The 14,876-nt window shown below is 73.6% G+C and carries 11 protein-coding genes; 4 read left to right on the top strand and 7 right to left on the bottom strand.

The features are described from left to right. Positions 1–15 precede the first annotated feature (15 nt). The 3 genes from ACF09E_RS18475 to ACF09E_RS18465 all read right to left on the bottom strand — a co-directional run bounded on the left by ACF09E_RS18475 (position 16) and on the right by ACF09E_RS18465 (position 2,567). The gene (locus ACF09E_RS18475; protein WP_392206409.1) at positions 16–1,173 is read right to left on the bottom strand and encodes a lipid-transfer protein; all 1,158 of its coding nucleotides are present in this window, start codon (positions 1,171–1,173) and stop codon (positions 16–18) included. Between the two features lie 26 nt (positions 1,174–1,199). Then, positions 1,200–1,664, bottom strand: a complete 465-nt coding sequence (locus tag ACF09E_RS18470; protein ID WP_392206133.1) for a Zn-ribbon domain-containing OB-fold protein — start codon at positions 1,662–1,664, stop codon at positions 1,200–1,202. An 81-nt stretch (positions 1,665–1,745) separates the two neighbouring features. Then, positions 1,746–2,567 carry a M15 family metallopeptidase gene (locus ACF09E_RS18465; protein WP_392206132.1) on the bottom strand — a complete coding sequence of 274 codons (822 nt, stop codon included), beginning with the start codon at positions 2,565–2,567 and terminating at the stop codon, positions 1,746–1,748. Positions 2,568–2,723: 156 nt separating this feature from the next. Here ACF09E_RS18465 and ACF09E_RS18460 point away from each other — a divergent pair, with 156 nt between their 5' ends. Next, positions 2,724–3,242 carry an NUDIX domain-containing protein gene (locus ACF09E_RS18460; RefSeq protein WP_392206131.1) on the top strand — a complete coding sequence of 173 codons (519 nt, stop codon included), beginning with the start codon at positions 2,724–2,726 and terminating at the stop codon, positions 3,240–3,242. Between the two features lie 122 nt (positions 3,243–3,364). On the opposite strand, the gene ACF09E_RS18455 is transcribed toward ACF09E_RS18460, so the two are convergent. Continuing rightward, positions 3,365–5,773 carry a glycoside hydrolase family 31 protein gene (locus tag ACF09E_RS18455; RefSeq protein WP_392206130.1) on the bottom strand — a complete coding sequence of 803 codons (2,409 nt, stop codon included), beginning with the start codon at positions 5,771–5,773 and terminating at the stop codon, positions 3,365–3,367. A 214-nt stretch (positions 5,774–5,987) separates the two neighbouring features. Between ACF09E_RS18455 and ACF09E_RS18450 the strand changes: the two genes are divergently transcribed. Then, positions 5,988–7,961 (top strand): acetoacetate--CoA ligase, encoded by a 1,974-nt coding sequence (locus tag ACF09E_RS18450; RefSeq protein WP_392206129.1) that lies wholly within the window; start codon positions 5,988–5,990, stop codon positions 7,959–7,961. 330 nt (positions 7,962–8,291) lie between these two features. Here the strand turns inward: ACF09E_RS18450 and ACF09E_RS18445 are convergent, their stop codons facing one another. Next, on the bottom strand, positions 8,292–9,611 hold the full coding sequence (locus tag ACF09E_RS18445) for a GntR family transcriptional regulator (protein WP_392206128.1): 1,320 nt from the start codon (positions 9,609–9,611) through the stop codon (positions 8,292–8,294). Between the two features lie 46 nt (positions 9,612–9,657). On the opposite strand from ACF09E_RS18445, the gene ACF09E_RS18440 reads away from it, so the two are divergent. Continuing rightward, positions 9,658–10,944 carry an MFS transporter gene (locus ACF09E_RS18440; RefSeq protein WP_392206127.1) on the top strand — a complete coding sequence of 429 codons (1,287 nt, stop codon included), beginning with the start codon at positions 9,658–9,660 and terminating at the stop codon, positions 10,942–10,944. A 23-nt stretch (positions 10,945–10,967) separates the two neighbouring features. Continuing rightward, the gene (locus ACF09E_RS18435) at positions 10,968–11,867 is read left to right on the top strand and encodes a hypothetical protein (RefSeq protein ID WP_392206126.1); all 900 of its coding nucleotides are present in this window, start codon (positions 10,968–10,970) and stop codon (positions 11,865–11,867) included. 72 nt (positions 11,868–11,939) lie between these two features. Here ACF09E_RS18435 and ptsP read toward each other — a convergent pair whose 3' ends face one another. Together ptsP and ACF09E_RS18425 are read right to left on the bottom strand one after the other, a co-directional pair. Continuing rightward, the gene (gene ptsP / locus ACF09E_RS18430) at positions 11,940–13,610 is read right to left on the bottom strand and encodes a phosphoenolpyruvate--protein phosphotransferase (RefSeq protein WP_392206125.1); all 1,671 of its coding nucleotides are present in this window, start codon (positions 13,608–13,610) and stop codon (positions 11,940–11,942) included. An 80-nt stretch (positions 13,611–13,690) separates the two neighbouring features. Next, positions 13,691–14,140, bottom strand: coding sequence for a PTS glucose transporter subunit IIA (locus ACF09E_RS18425; protein ID WP_361855985.1), 450 nt, complete (start codon positions 14,138–14,140; stop codon positions 13,691–13,693). Between the last annotated feature and the right edge of the window lie 736 nt (positions 14,141–14,876).

Here is a 14,876-nt window from a genome sequence, read left to right as displayed (position 1 = left end):
AGTCCCCGGCCCACCTCAGCGGACCGCCACCACGGCCGATCCGTGACCGAACAGCCCCTGGTTCGCGGTGATCCCGGCCCGCGCCCCGGGCACCTGCCGCTCGCCCGCCGTACCCCGCAACTGCCAGGTCAGTTCGCAGACCTGGGCGATCGCCTGGGCCGGCACGGCCTCCCCGAACGACGCCAGCCCGCCGCTGGTGTTGACCGGCACCCGCCCGCCGAGCGCGGTCGCCCCCTCCCGCAGCAGCTTGGCCCCCTCGCCGGCCGCGCACAGCCCGATGTCCTCGTACCACTCCAGTTCCAGAGCGGTCGACAGGTCGTACACCTCCGCGAGGGACAGGTCCTCGGGACCGATCCCGGCCTCCTCGTAGGCGGCCCGCGCTATGGAGGCGCGGAAGGGCTGCGCGGCGGGAGGGACCGCCGCCGCCGAGTCCGTCGCGATGTCCGGCAGGTCCAGCACCGCCTTCGGGTAGACGGGGGAGACCGTCGACACGGCCCGGATCCGCACCGGATCGGGGTGCCCGTGGGCACGCGCGAAGTCCATGCCGGACAGCACGAGAGCCGCGCCCCCGTCCGAGGTGGCGCAGATGTCCAGGAGCCGCAGCGGGTCGGCGACGACGGCCGAGGCGGCGACCTCCTCGGCGCTCACGCGCGCGCGGTAGCGGGCCAGCGGGTTGAGCGCGCCGGCCGCCGCGTTCTTCACCTTCACCCGGGCGAAGTCCTCCGGCGTGTCCCCGTACAGGGCCATCCGGCGGCGCGCGGAGAGGGCGAAGTACGCGGGGTTGGTGGCCCCGAGGATCCGGAACCGCAGCCAGTCCGGATCGTCGGGGCGCTCGCCGCCCGCCGGGGCGAGGAAGCCCTTGGGCGTCGCGTCCGCGCCGACCACCAGGACCACGTCCGCCAGCCCCGCCAGGATCTGGGCCCGGGCGGTCGCGATGGCCTGGGAACCCGAGGCACAGGCCGCGTACACGCTGGTCACCCGTGCCCCCTGCCAGCCGAGGGCCTGGGCGAAGGTCGCGCCGGCCACCTGGCCCGGGTATCCGCAGCGCAGGGTGTTCGCCCCGACGACGGAGCCCACGTCCGTCCAGTCGAGACCGGCGTCCGCGAGCGCGGCACGGGCGGCGGCCGTCCCGTATGCGATGAAGCTCCGACCCCATTTGCCCCACGGGTGCATCCCCGCCCCGAGGACCGCGATGTCGTTCACGACCGCTCCTCCCGTGCGACGGGCCGCCAGTTCCAGGTGGTCCAGACGTGGTCGTCGTCCTCGTTCAGGACGCCGGGCACCAGCTCGACCTCGGTCCCGACCTCGAGATCGGCCGTCGTCACCCCGGGGGAGGCCTGCCCGAGGACGACCATGGCCTCGTCCGCCAGCTCCACGGCCACGAGGGTGTACGGCTCCCAGGGCGCCGCCGGATCGGAGACGTACGGGGCGGGCGGCCGGTAGCGCCCGTCGGTGTACGACCAGACCCGGCCGCGCCGCGAGAGCGGGTGCTCCAGCTGCTCGCCGCCGCCCGGGCAGACCGGATTGCGGCACCCGTCGTCCGCCCGCGGGAAGAAGACCGACGCGCAGGCCGTGCACCGCGTCCCGAGCAGCCGGAACTCCGCCTCCGGGACGGTGTCGTCGGTGAACCACCCGGCCACCACCGGTGTGCGCGTCCGTGCCATCGAGGCCTCCCGTGCCCGCTGCCGAGACTGATCTGACGAAGCGTCAGAAGTGTGGCACGGCAGCCCCACGGGCGAAAGGCGTCAGTGGCCGGCCACCGACCTCCGTGCCACCGGGAAGTCGAAGAACGTGCTCGGGAACGGCTCCGGCCTGAAGGTGAAGTGCCACCACTCCTCCGGCAGGTTCACGAAACCCTGCTCCGCGAGCGCGTTCCCCAGCAGCTGCCGGTGGGCCCGCTGCGCGCCCCCGATCCGGGGGTCCGCGGTGTGCGAGAGCGTGTCGAAGCAGTCGTACCCGGTCCCCATGTCCACGGAGTTGTCCGGGAACCGCTCCGCGCGCGCCGCGTAGCACTCCGTCAGCGGCTCGCCCGGCACGTACGCGCGCGAGGGCACGGCCGGGAGCCGGACGATCGTCACGTCCACCGTCGAGCCCCGGCTGTGCCCGGACCTCTCCGCGATGTAACCGTCGGCGAACAGCCTCGACTTGTCGACGAGCGGATAGAACTCCTTCTTCATCCGCTCGTCCGACAGGTCCTCGGCCCAGCGCACGAAGTGGTCGACGGCCCGCTGCGGCCGGTAGCAGTCGTACACCTTGAGCGTGTAGCCCCGGGCCAGCAGCCGCACCTGCGCGCGGTGTAGGGCCTCGGCGGCCGGCCGCGTCAGGATGCACAGGGGCTGCCGGTAGCCGTCCACCGGCACGCCCGTGAAGTTGTGCGGCGTCGTGTAGCGGATCTCCTGGAGGATCGTCCGGTCCACCGAGGCGAGGGCCACGAACTCCCGTGGCGCCTTGGGCTCCGGCGCGGCGGACGCCGCCGGAGGGGGCGCGGCGACGGCTCCGGTGACGGCGAGCAGTCCGGCCGCGGCCGTGATCGCGAGGGTGCGCAAGACGGAGGCGAGTGCTGTCATGCGCCCCGTCTACCAGTTCCGGCCGGCGCCGGGATAGCCCGTCCACCGGTTCCGGCCGGCGCCGGGACAGCCCGTCCACGGGTTCCGGAAGCGCTGGGACGGCCCGTCCACCGGTTCCGGCAGCGCCGGGAAGAGGTGATCGCATACGGTCGGCCCGTGAAGGACTCCCACTGCACGTTCTGCGGCGCCGCCCACTCCGCCGACGCCGGCTGGCCCCGCACCTGCCCAGCCTGCGGACAGGCCGCCTACCGCAATCCGCTGCCCGTCGCCGTCGCCCTCCTCCCCGTCACCGACGGGGAGGGCACCGGCCTCGTCGTCATCACCCGCACCATCGAACCCGCGCGCGGCGGGATCGCCCTGCCCGGCGGCTTCATCGACCACGGCGAGGACTGGCGCGCCGCCGTGGCCCGCGAACTGCGCGAGGAGACCGGGATCCAGGCCTCCGCCGAGGAGGTGCGCCTCGCGGACGCGCTGAGCTCCCCGACCGGCCACCTGCTCCTCTTCGGCCTGTTCCCGCCCCGTCCGGCCGCCGCGCTCCCGCCCTCCACCCCGACGGACGAGACGAGCGGCCACCACGTCCTCCGCGCTCCCGGGGACCTCGCGTTCCCGCTCCACACGGAGGCGGTGCGCAAGTGGTTCGCGGGGGAATACGGAGAAGCCGGAACCGGACGGTGAGGGGAGCAGGGCCGTAGCGGAGCCGGCGCGACGGCAGGGCCACGACGGCGGCGTCGCCCGCGCCGGGCGGGACGCGGCGGCCCGGTCGGCCGGGGCGCCCGCCCACCCGACCCCGCCGCGGATCACATCCCCCGCACCCGCACGGGCAGCCCCGCCGCCTCCACCCCGTCGTCCGTCACCCGCTCCACGACCACCCGGCCGTCCACCAGCCGCGACTGGTACCGCTCGATCTCGGCCGTCTCCCAGCCGTCCCCCGTGTCCCGTACGACGAGCCCGCCGCCCGTGCGCCCGGCGGCGGGCGCCCACACCTCCAGGGCCGGCTCCCCGTCCTGGCCGCGGACCGCGAGCACCGCCCCCGCCCGCGCCAGCACCGGCACCCGGGAGAGCGGCGCGTCGAGCAGCACCTGCCCGGGACCCTCGTACGCCCGGCCCGTCGCCGTGTCGTACCAGCGCCCGCGCGGCAGCCGCACCGCCCGCCGGTCGGCCCCCGCCGTCAGGACCGGCGCCACCAGCAGCGCGTCGCCCAGCAGGAAGGCGTCCTCGCAGTCGCGCAGCACCCGGTCCTCCGGCGTCCCCCACCACAGCGGACGGACGAACGGCGCGCCCGTCATCCGGGCGAGCCGCGCCAGCGTCGTGAAGTACGGCCGCAGCCGCTCCCGTTCCGCCAGGGCCGCGCGCGCGTGCTCCAGCACCTCGGGCCCGAACTCCCACGGTTCGCGCCGCCCCGCGTCGATCGCCGCGTGGGTGCGGAACAGCGGCAGCCACGCCCCCAGCTGGTACCAGCGCAGGAACAGCTCCGGCGTCGGACTGCCGTCGAAGCCGCCCACGTCCGGACCGGAGTACGGCACCCCGCACAGCCCGAGCCCCAGCACCAGGGCGAGCGAGGCCCGCAGCCCCGGCCAGCCCGTCGCCACGTCCCCGGACCAGGTGCCCCCGTACCGCTGCATCCCCGCCCAGCCGGAACGGGAGAAGAGGAAGGGCCGCTCGTCGGGCCGCAGCCGGCGCAGCCCCTCGTACCCGGCGCGCGCCATCGCGAGTCCGTACACGTTGTGCGCCTCGCGGTGGTCGCCGCCGCGCCCGTCCAGGGAGTGCCGCGCCGAACGCGGCAGCGTCGTGTCGCCGAAGGGCGCGAACGACACCGGCTCGTTCATGTCGTGCCAGACCCCGGCGAAGCCCTGCCGGAGCCGCTCCTCGTACAGCCGCCCCCACCACTCCCGTACCGCCGGATCGGTGAAGTCGGGATACGCGCACTCGCCCGGCCACACCATCCCCCGGACCTCGTCGCCCCGCGCGTCCCGGACGAAGGCCCCGGCCGCCCGGCCGCCGTCGTAGACCGCGTTCCCCGGTTCGGCCTTCACGGCCGGGTCCACGATCGAGACCAGCCGCACGCCCTGCTCCCGCAGCTCCTCCGCGAGGCCCGGCAGGTCGGGGAAGCGCTCCCGGTCGACCGTGAACACCCGGTGCCCGTCGTAGTGGTCGATGTCCAGGTGGACGGCGGACAGCGGCAGCCCCCGCTCCCGGTACCCCGCCACGACCCGCCGCACCTCGCGCTCGCTGCCGAACCCCCAGCGGGCGTGCTGCGGCCCCAGCGCCCAGTCCGGCGGCAGCGCGGGCGCCCCGGTGAGCGCCGCCCAGCCGTGCAGCACGCGCGCGGGGGTGCCGACCACCACCCAGCAGCGCAGCGGACCGCCGCCCATCCGGACCTCGCTGGTCCCCGGCCGGTCGTGCCCGGAGCCCGCGCCCTCCTCGCCCTCGGCCAGCGTGACCCGGCCGTCCCAGGAGTTGTCGTGGAAGGCCAGGTGCGTCCCCGCGTCCGAGACGACGAACTGCACCGGCATGGTGATGTAGAGCGGATCGCTTCCGGGACCGAATCTCCCGCCGGGGTCGGTGTTCCAGAGGCGGTACGAGCCGTCCCGCAGCCGCGGACCGGCCGACCGCCCGCCCAGCCCGAAGAAACGAGCGTCCGCGGGCACCTCGCTGCGCTGCACCCAGCGCGCCGTCCCGCCGGCCGCGGAGCCCCCGCCCGCGGCGTCCCCGGCCGACCCCGCCCCGGCCGGAGCGCCGCCCGCCACCGGCTCCCACCAGCGCGGCGGCAGGTCCCGGCGCAGCATCACCCCGCCCGGCGTCCGGACCTCCACCGCCCCGTGCCGGGACACCGCGACCGTGACCCGCTCCGCCACGATCCGCCAGCCGCCGTCCGTGTCGGGCTCCAGCGAGGCCCGCGGATCCGGTTCCGGCCCCTCTCCGGTCACGGCGTACGAGGGCAGCGGTCCGGCCCCGTCCCATCCCCAGAAGACGGTGCCCCCCGAGGACACGGTGATCCGCAGCGAGGACCGGGCGAACCGGACGATCCCCCCGCCGGGCGCGGGCTCCGCGTCCGTCGCGGGCCCCGGCACCCGGGCCCGCTCCGCCCCCCTCGGCGGCAGCGCCCGTGCGTCGGCGCGGTGCCGGCGCCACGCCGCCCGCACCGTCCGCAACCCCCGCACGGAGCCGAACACCTTCATCGAACGCACCAGTCCACGACCGTCCATGCGGCTCACCCTGCCACCCGCCGGGCGCCGATCGGGCTCCGTTCAACCGGCGTTCACCCGTGGTGGGAGCACATGTTCAACTACCCGACCATGGGCGGGCAGCCCTGGTGCGAATGACGATCACATGGCATCGTCCTGTCAGCCGCGTCACGCGCACACCCCAGCACGTGCGCCGGACACACGCCGACCCCGCGTACAGCCAGGGAGCCGCCCCATGACATCAGCGCACACCGAGCCGCCGCTCTGGCAGCCGGACGAGGAGCACATCGCCTCGGCCGCCGTGACCCGCTTCCAGACCTGGGCCGCCGAGCACCACGGCGCCCCGGCCCAGGGCGGATACCCGGCGCTCCACCGCTGGTCCGTCGAGGAGCTCGAAGCCTTCTGGCAGGCGATCGTGGAGTGGTTCGACATCCGCTTCTCCACCCCGTACGAGCGCGTCCTCGGCGACCGCTCGATGCCCGGCGCCGACTGGTTCCCCGGCGCCACCCTGAACTACGCCGAGCACGCCCTGCGCGCCGCCGCCGAGCGCCCCCACGACACGGCCCTGCTCCATGTGGACGAAACCCACGAGCCCGCGCCGATCACCTGGGCCGAGCTCCGCCGCCAGGTCGGCTCCCTCGCCGCCGAGCTCCGCGCGCTCGGCGTCCGCCCCGGCGACCGGATCAGCGGCTACCTGCCGAACGTCCCGCAGTCCGTCGTGGCCCTCCTCGCCACCGCCGCCGTCGGCGGCGTGTGGACCTCCTGCGCCCCCGACTTCGGCGCCCGCAGCGTCCTCGACCGCTTCCAGCAGGTCGAGCCGGTCGTCCTCTTCACCGTCGACGGTTACCGCTACGGCGGGAAGGAGCACGACCGCCGGGAGACCGTCGCCGAACTGCGCGCCGAGCTGCCCACCGTCCGCGCGGTCGTCCACATCCCGCTGCTCGGCACCCCCGCCCCCGAGGGCACCCTGACCTGGGACGACCTCGTCGCCGGGGACGTCGAGCCGGTCTACGAGCAGGTCCCGTTCGCCCACCCGCTGTGGGTCCTGTACTCCTCCGGCACCACCGGTCTGCCGAAGGCGATCGTCCAGTCCCAGGGCGGCATCCTCGTCGAGCACCTCAAGCAGCTCGGCCTGCACAACGACCTGGGCCCCGAGGACGTGTTCTTCTGGTACACCTCCACCGGCTGGATGATGTGGAACTTCCTCGTCTCCGGCCTGCTCACCGGCTCGACCGTCGTCCTGTACGACGGGAGCCCCGGCTACCCCGACACCGCCGCCCAGTGGCGCGTCGCCGAACGCACCCGCGCCACCCTGTACGGCACCTCCGCCGCGTACGTGATGGCCTGCGCCAAGGCGGACGTGCACCCGGGCCGCGACTTCGACCTGTCGACGGTCAGGTGCGTCGCCACCACCGGCTCCCCGCTGCCGCCCGACGGCTTCCGCTGGCTCCACGACGAGGTCCGCGAGAACCTCTGGATCGCCTCCGTCAGCGGCGGCACCGACGTGTGCTCCTGCTTCGCGGGGGCCGTCCCCACCCTCCCGGTCCACATCGGCGAACTCCAGGCGGCCGGCCTCGGCACCGACCTCCAGGCCTGGGACGCGTCCGGCAAGGCCGTGATCGGGGAGGTCGGCGAACTCGTCGTCACCAACCCCATGCCCTCCATGCCGATCCACTTCTGGAACGACCCGGACGGCAGCCGCTACCGCGACAGCTACTTCGAGATGTACCCGGGCGTCTGGCGCCACGGCGACTGGATCACCCTCACCGACCGGGGCTCGGTCGTCATCCACGGCCGCTCCGACTCCACCCTGAACCGCCAGGGCGTCCGGATGGGCAGCGCCGACATCTACGAGGCCGTCGAGCGGCTCCCCGAGATCCGCGAGTCCCTCGTGATCGGCCTGGAGGAGCCGGACGGCGGCTACTGGATGCCGCTCTTCGTCCACCTCGTCGACGGCGCCACCCTGGACGAGGAGCTGACCGACCGCATCAAGCGGACGATCCGCACCGAACTGTCCCCCCGGCACGTCCCCGACGAGATCATCGAGGTACCGGGCGTCCCCCACACCCTCACGGGCAAGCGCATCGAGGTCCCGGTCAAGCGCCTCCTCCAGGGCACCCCCCTGGCCAAGGCCGTCAACGCCGGTTCGGTCGACGACCTCGGCCTCCTGCGCTTCTACGAGACCCTGGCGGCCGCTCGCCGGGCCTGACCCGCACCACCCTCAGACGCCCCCGGCAGCTCGCCGGGGGCGCCGATGACGGCGGCCACCCCGAGTACGGTGCGCCCCCCCGAGAAACGCCGGCGTGGCGTCTGCTCGTCGTGCGCGGTACCGGCGACGGCGACGCCCTCGCGGACGGCAGCACGGTGACGCCGGGGATCCGCGCCGCGGTCACCTCCGGGGGAGCCCGCGTCGAACCGACCGACACCGGGGGCGCCACCCTCACCCAGACCCTGACGAACGCCCACCGGACGCGCTTGAGCGGCCCCGAGGTGAACCGGAGCTGCCGCGCGCGGCGCCCCGTGGCGTACCGTCACGGCGTCAACCGCCGTACGTCGCCTGCGCGTCCCCCAGCACCTCGGCGAAGTCCGCCGCCAGCCGCACGGCGTCGGCGGGAGCGAGCGTCGATGCGGTGATCCGCACGGCCGGCGGGGAGGCGATCCGGAACCGCGCCCCCGCGGCGACCCACCAGCCCTGTGTCCGCAGTCCGTTGACGACCGCGGACTCGTCCCGCACCGGCACCCACACGTTCAGCCCGCTGGCCCCGACCGATCGGATCCGGTGGTCGCCGAGCGCGCCGATCAGCGCCGCACGCCGCTCCGCGTACGCCGCCTCGCCGTCCGCCACGAGCGCGCGCACCGTCTCGTCGCGCAGCAGGCCGGACACCGTCTCCTGGAGGACGTGGCTGACCCAGCCCGAGGTCATCAGCATCCGGCCGTCGTGCCGGGCCAGCGTGATCGCGTCGCACGCCACCCCGGCCCAGCGGAGGTCGATCCCGAGGTGCTTCGACACCGTCCGCACCTGGGCCCACCGTTCGAGCCCGGCCGCCGCGAGCGTGTGTGCCGGGGCGCCGCCGATCTCCGCGTTGTGGTCGTCCTCGACGACCAGCACCTCGGGGAAGTCCCGCAGCACCGCGACCAGTTCGTCCCGTCGAGACCGGCTGAAGAAGGCCCCGGTCGGACACTGCGCCCGCGGACTGCACACCACGGCGCGCACGCCGCCCCGCAGCGCCGCCCGCAGCGACTCCGGTACGAGACCCTCGCCGTCCACGGTCACGGGGACGGACCGCAGCCCCAGCGCGGGGACCAGGTCGAGCAGATGGTGGAAGCCCGGATCCTCCACGGCCACCGCGTCGCCCTGCCGCAGCTCGGTCGACAGGAGCCGGGCGATGCAGTCGAGCGCCCCGTGCGCGAAGGTCACGTGCCGTGCCGGGACCCCGTCGCGCGCGAACCACCGCCGGGTCACCTCCTCCAGCGCGGCGAGGCGCGGGGCGGCGCGATGGGAGCCGTACACCGGGGTGACGTGCGACGGCGGACGCAGTACGGGGAGGAAGGCGGGGTCGGGATGGCCGCCCGCCAGATCCACGAGGCCCTGCGGCACCCTCGGCGGACGGCGCGAGGCCACGGAGGGCGTCTCCGCCACGACCGTCCCGCCCCGTCCCCGGGTGACGACGAGCCCCCGCTGCCGCAACTCCTTGTAGGCCGTCGCGACCGTCCCCGGACTCACCCCCAGCTCGTCGGCGAGCCGTCGCACGGGCGGCAGGGCGTCGCCGGGGGAGAGGCCGCCCTCGGCGACGCCCCGCTCCACGGACGCGGCAATCCCCTTGGCTGTCGTGCCGTCGATCGAATATTGTGCTGCCACGTACTCAAGTATGTATCAATACAAAGCAGTTCGCAAGGGGGATCCGATGAGCCGCTCCGCCCACACCACCCGAACACCCTTCAAGGAACGCATCCCCGGCGGCCGCGACGGCCGCCGCATGCTCGTCATCGGCTTCATCGACAAGTGCGGCACCGGACTCTGGTCCACCGCCATGGCCCTGTACTTCACCTTCGTCACCGGACTCGACCTCGGCCAGGTCGGCCTGCTCATCGCCGTCTCCGGCGCCGCCGGCATCGCGGGCGCCCCCCTCGGCGGACGGCTCGCCGACCGATTCCCCCTCGTCCGCGTCATCATCTGCACCCAACTGCTCCGCGCCGCCGCCCTCCTCGCCCTCCTCACCACCGACGACTTCCCGCTGCTCGTCCTCTTCTCGGCCGCGGGAGCCCTCCCGGACCGCGCCACCAACGTCCTCACCAAGCTCTACGCCGCCCGCGTCGCCGGCCCCGACCGCATCCGCTACCAGGCCATCAACCGCACCACCTCCAACATCGGCTGGACCCTCGGCGGCCTGGGCGCCGCCGCCGCCCTCGCCGTCGGCAGCAGCACCGCCTTCCACCTCCTGCTCATCGGCGACGCTCTCTCCTACCTCGTGATGGCCGCGCTCACCCTCCGCTGCGCCGAACCCCCGTCCCCCGCGGCCTCCCGCATCGCCGCCGCGTCCGCCGATCCCGCCCCGGCCGCCAAGCCGCCCACCCCCTGGCGCGACCGGGGCTTCCTCGGCTTCACCGCCGCGGACTCGGTCTTCTACCTCCACGACTCGATCCTCCAGGTCGCCCTGCCGCTCTGGATCGTCCACGCCACCGAGGCCCCCGTCGGCCTCGCCCCGCTCCTGATGGTCGCCAACAGCACCCTGATCGTGCTCTTCCAGGTCCCGCTCTCCCGCCTAGGCTCCTCCACCGAGGCCGCCCGCCGCCTGCTCGCACCCCTCGCGGTCCTCTTCACCGTCGGCACGCTCGCCCTCGCCGTCTCGGCCCTAGGCGGCCGGAACCTCGCCGTCGCAGCGCTCCTCACCGCGGCCGTCGCCCTCACCTTCGCGGAGATGATCCACACCATCGCCTCCTGGGAGATCTCCGTCGCCCTCGCCCCCGACGACGCACAGGGCGCCTACCTCGGCGTCCACGGCCTCGCGCAGTCCACCCAGCGCTTCGTCGGCCCCCTCCTCATGACCGGCCTCGTCTCCGCCGGGCCCCTGGCCTGGCCCCTCCTCGGCGCCACCCTCGTCGCCACCACCGCCGCCCAGAACCGCCTCGTCCGCCGACGCCTCCCCCAGTCGTCACTGTCAGTGGCGAAGGTTACGGTGAGTGAGCACTGATCGGACCGTACCCAGGGGGAGACATGACACGGACCGGCACCACCACGGCAGACCTCCGGCGCGCCCTGCGCCGCGAGGTCCCCAGCACCGTCGGCCTCCTCGCCGACGAGCACGACTTCACGGCCATGCGCCGCTACCGCACCTTCGCCTTCGACGACCACCCCACCTACCTCCGCCACGTCGAGGCCCTCCTGAGGAGCCTCGCCGCCCGCGGCGGCCACACCACCGTCACCCTCTTCGACCCCGAGGAGTTCGCCGCCTACTGCGCGGAGACGGGCCTGGACCCCGACGACCCCACCAGCCGCAGCCGCTTCACCGCCCACCTCGCCGCCACCGGCGCCCGCGTCACCTACACCGGACAGCCCCTCAGCACCCTCCTGCCCGAGCTGGTCGACACCGCGGTCCGCCAGGCCACCTGGGAGTACGCCACCACCGTCCTCACCACCGCCGGCGACTGCGCCACCTGCGGCAAGGACATCGGCAGGGCCTCCTTCGAGCGCGCCGCCCGCCTCCTCGCCCGGCTCCTGGAAGCCGCCGGCACCGGCACCCACCACCTCGTCTGCAGCGTCCCGGCCGCCGACGACCGACTCCTCGCCGTCCTCCACGCCGACGGCGGCAGCCCGCACACGGACGTCGAGGACGCCGCGGCCGCCGAGTTCACCGCCGTCCTCGCGGCCGGCATCGTCCTCGGAGCACCCGGCGGACTCGTCCTGCGCACCAGCCGGCCCGGCGCGCGCGACCGCCTCCACGGCTGGCGCCTCACCGCAGGCACCCTCACCCCCCTCACCGCGGCCGAGGTCTTCGCCGCCTACTGCACCGACGCCCGCACCGGAGAACCCCTCTCCCCGGAACCGGGAGTCGACCACCTCGCCGGCTTCCCCGTGACGCCCGACCCCGACGACGACTGGACCACCCACCACTGACCCCGGGCACGCCGAAGGGGCTCCCTGCCACCTCCGTGACGGAAAGCCCCTTCGTCGCTCACAACCGGGACATCACTCCCCGGACAGCACCGCCTGAGCGGCCACGCGCGCCTCGTGCGCCGTGTCCGCGGCACGCGCCGCGGCGGCCGCCCGCTCGCACTGCGCCAGCGTGTACTTGGCCAGCGTCGCCCGCACGTACGGGATCGACGCCGCACCCATGGAGAGGGAGGTGACCCCCAGACCGGTCAGCACACAGGCGAGCAGCGGGTCGGCCGCGGCCTCACCGCAGACGCCGCAGCTCTTCCCCTCGGCCTTCGCCGCCTCGGCGGACAGCGCCACCAGGTCGAGCAGCGCCGGCTGCCACGGGTCCTGGAGCCGCGACACCGCACCGACCTGACGGTCCGCCGCGAAGGTGTACTGCGCCAGGTCGTTGGTGCCGAGCGAGAGGAACTCGACCTCCTGGAGGATCGAGCGCGCCCGCAGCGCGGCCGAGGGGATCTCGACCATCGCACCGAACTTCGCCCGCAGCCCCGCCTCGCGGCACGCGTCGGCGAAGGCCTTCGCGTCCGTACGGTCGGCCACCATCGGAGCCATGACCTCGAGGTACACCGGCAGGCCCTCGACCGCCTTCGTGAGCGCGGTCAGCTGGGTCCGCAGGACCTCGGGGTGGTCCAGGAGCGACCGCAGACCCCGCACGCCCAGCGCCGGGTTCGGCTCGTCGGCCGGGGTCAGGAAGTCCAGCGGCTTGTCCGCACCGGCGTCGAGCACCCGCACGACCACACGGCCCTCGGGGAACGCCTCCAGCACCTGGCGGTACGCCTCGACCTGCTTCTCCTCGGACGGAGCCTTCTTGCTGTCGTCCAGGAAGAGGAACTCCGTACGGAACAGGCCGACGCCCTCGGCACCGGCCTCGACCGCCGCCGGGACGTCCGCGGGACCGCCGACGTTGGCGAGCAGCGGCACCTTGTGCCCGTCCGAGGTGGCGCCGGGACCGCTGGACGTCGCCAGCGCGGCCTTGCGCGCGGCGGCGGCCTTGGTCAGCTCCGCCTTCTTGTCCTCGCTCGGGTCCACGAAGATCTCACCGGTCGAACCGTCGACCGCGATCATCGTCCCCTCGGCGAGCTCGCCCGCGCCCGGCAGCGCGACGATGGCCGGCACGCCCAGCGCCCGCGCGAGGATGGCGCTGTGGCTGGTCGGCCCGCCCTCCTCGGTCACGAAGCCGAGCACCAGCGCGGGGTCGAGCAGCGCGGTGTCGGCCGGCGCCAGGTCCCGCGCGATGAGCACATACGGCTCGTCGCTGTCCGGCACGCCCGGCATCGGCACACCGAGGAGGCGCGCCACGATCCGGTTCCGGACGTCGTCGAGGTCGGCGACGCGTCCGGCCATGTACTCGCCGGCGCCGGCGAGCAGCTCGCGGTAGTGCGAGAAGGCATCGTAGATGCCGCGCTCGGCCGTGCTGCCCACGGCGATGCGGCGGTCCACGTCGGCGATGAGCTCCGGGTCCTGGGCGATCATCGCCTGGGCCTCGAGCACGTGCTGGGCCTCGCCGCCCGCCAGGTTGCCGCGCGCATTGAGGTCGGCGGCGACAGCCTCGACGGCCTGGCGGGCGCGCCCCTGTTCGCGCTCCGCCTCGTCCGCCGGGATCTGCTTGGCCGGCGGTTCGAGGACCGCCGTGCCCATGTGCCGGACCTCGCCGATCGCCACACCGTGGCTGACGCCGACGCCTCGCAGCGTTGTCTCCATCTCACCCGTCTCCCATAGAGCGGCGGCACCTGCCGCCGCGATGAATGTCGAACTCGCGGTCGTCACGGGGACGATCCGGCTCAGCTCCAGCCGAAGAGCTGGTCGCCGGCCTTCACTTCGCCGTCCTCGACGACGTCGGAGAGCGAGTCCGCGGTGGCCTCCAGGGCCACGATGGGACAGATGGGGGACTTGCCGGCGGCCTCGACCGCGGCGGGGTTCCAGCGCACGACGGCCTGGCCGCGCGTGACGGTGTCACCCTTGCTCACGAGGAGCTCGAAGCCCTCGCCGTTGAGCTGAACGGTGTCGATCCCGAGGTGGGTCAGCACACCGTGGCCCTCGCCGTCGACGACGACGAAGGCGTGCGGGTGCATGGAGACGATGACCCCGTCGATGGGGGAGACGGCCTCGGAGGCCTCACGTACGGGATCGATGGCGGTGCCGGGCCCGACCATCGCACCGGAGAAGACCGGGTCGGGAACTGCGGCGAGACCGATGGCGCGTCCGGCAAGCGGCGACGTCACGGTTGTCATGGGAAGCCTCCCAGGGGCGGAGATTGTGTGGCGCCGTCACTACCTGTCCTGGACGGCGTACTGTTCAGAAGCGTAAGTCATAAGAAGTCCCGGTTCCGCACGAGACGTACCAGTTGGGCGGAGCTAGGGACTACCGGAAACGATTTGCCTCTACTGACGGTGGGATGTACTGTCGTACTCCTGCCTGACCCCAACGCGGCTTTGGGTCGCGGGTCGGCAGCACCTATCAAGCCAGATCCTAACCCCAGTGGTCTACACCTCTGCGTGCTCGCAGGGACGTGGTCAGGGGGACCGAGAAAGCCTGGTAACGTTCAACCCCGCCGGGAACGGAAAGCACGAAAGTGAATTCCTGTCCGGTGAACCTGGTCCAGCGGGTGGCGGAAACGGAAAATCGGATCTGCTAGGCTGGAAACACGAAATACCGAAGGGAAAGCCCGGAGGAAAGCCCGAGAGGGTGAGTACGAAGGAAGCGTCCGTTCCTTGAGAACTCAACAGCGTGCCAAAAATCAACGCCAGATTAGTTGATACCCCGTCCATCTTAGGATGGCGAGGTTCCTTTGAAAGTCCTGCCGGTCCTTGTGGCTGGTAGGCGACATACACAGCGAGGACGCTGTGGACGGTCGGCCACATTCCGGCTTGACCGTCCCGCTCAACGCGAGTGTCACCCGATTACGGGTAAACATTCACGGAGAGTTTGATCCTGGCTCAGGACGAACGCTGGCGGCGTGCTTAACAC

Source organism: Streptomyces sp. NPDC014891 (assembly GCF_043081085.1).
In the GTDB taxonomy this organism is placed as follows: domain Bacteria; phylum Actinomycetota; class Actinomycetes; order Streptomycetales; family Streptomycetaceae; genus Streptomyces.
The sequence above is the reverse complement of the archived record's forward strand: the minus strand, read 5'-3'. Positions and strand labels throughout refer to the sequence as shown.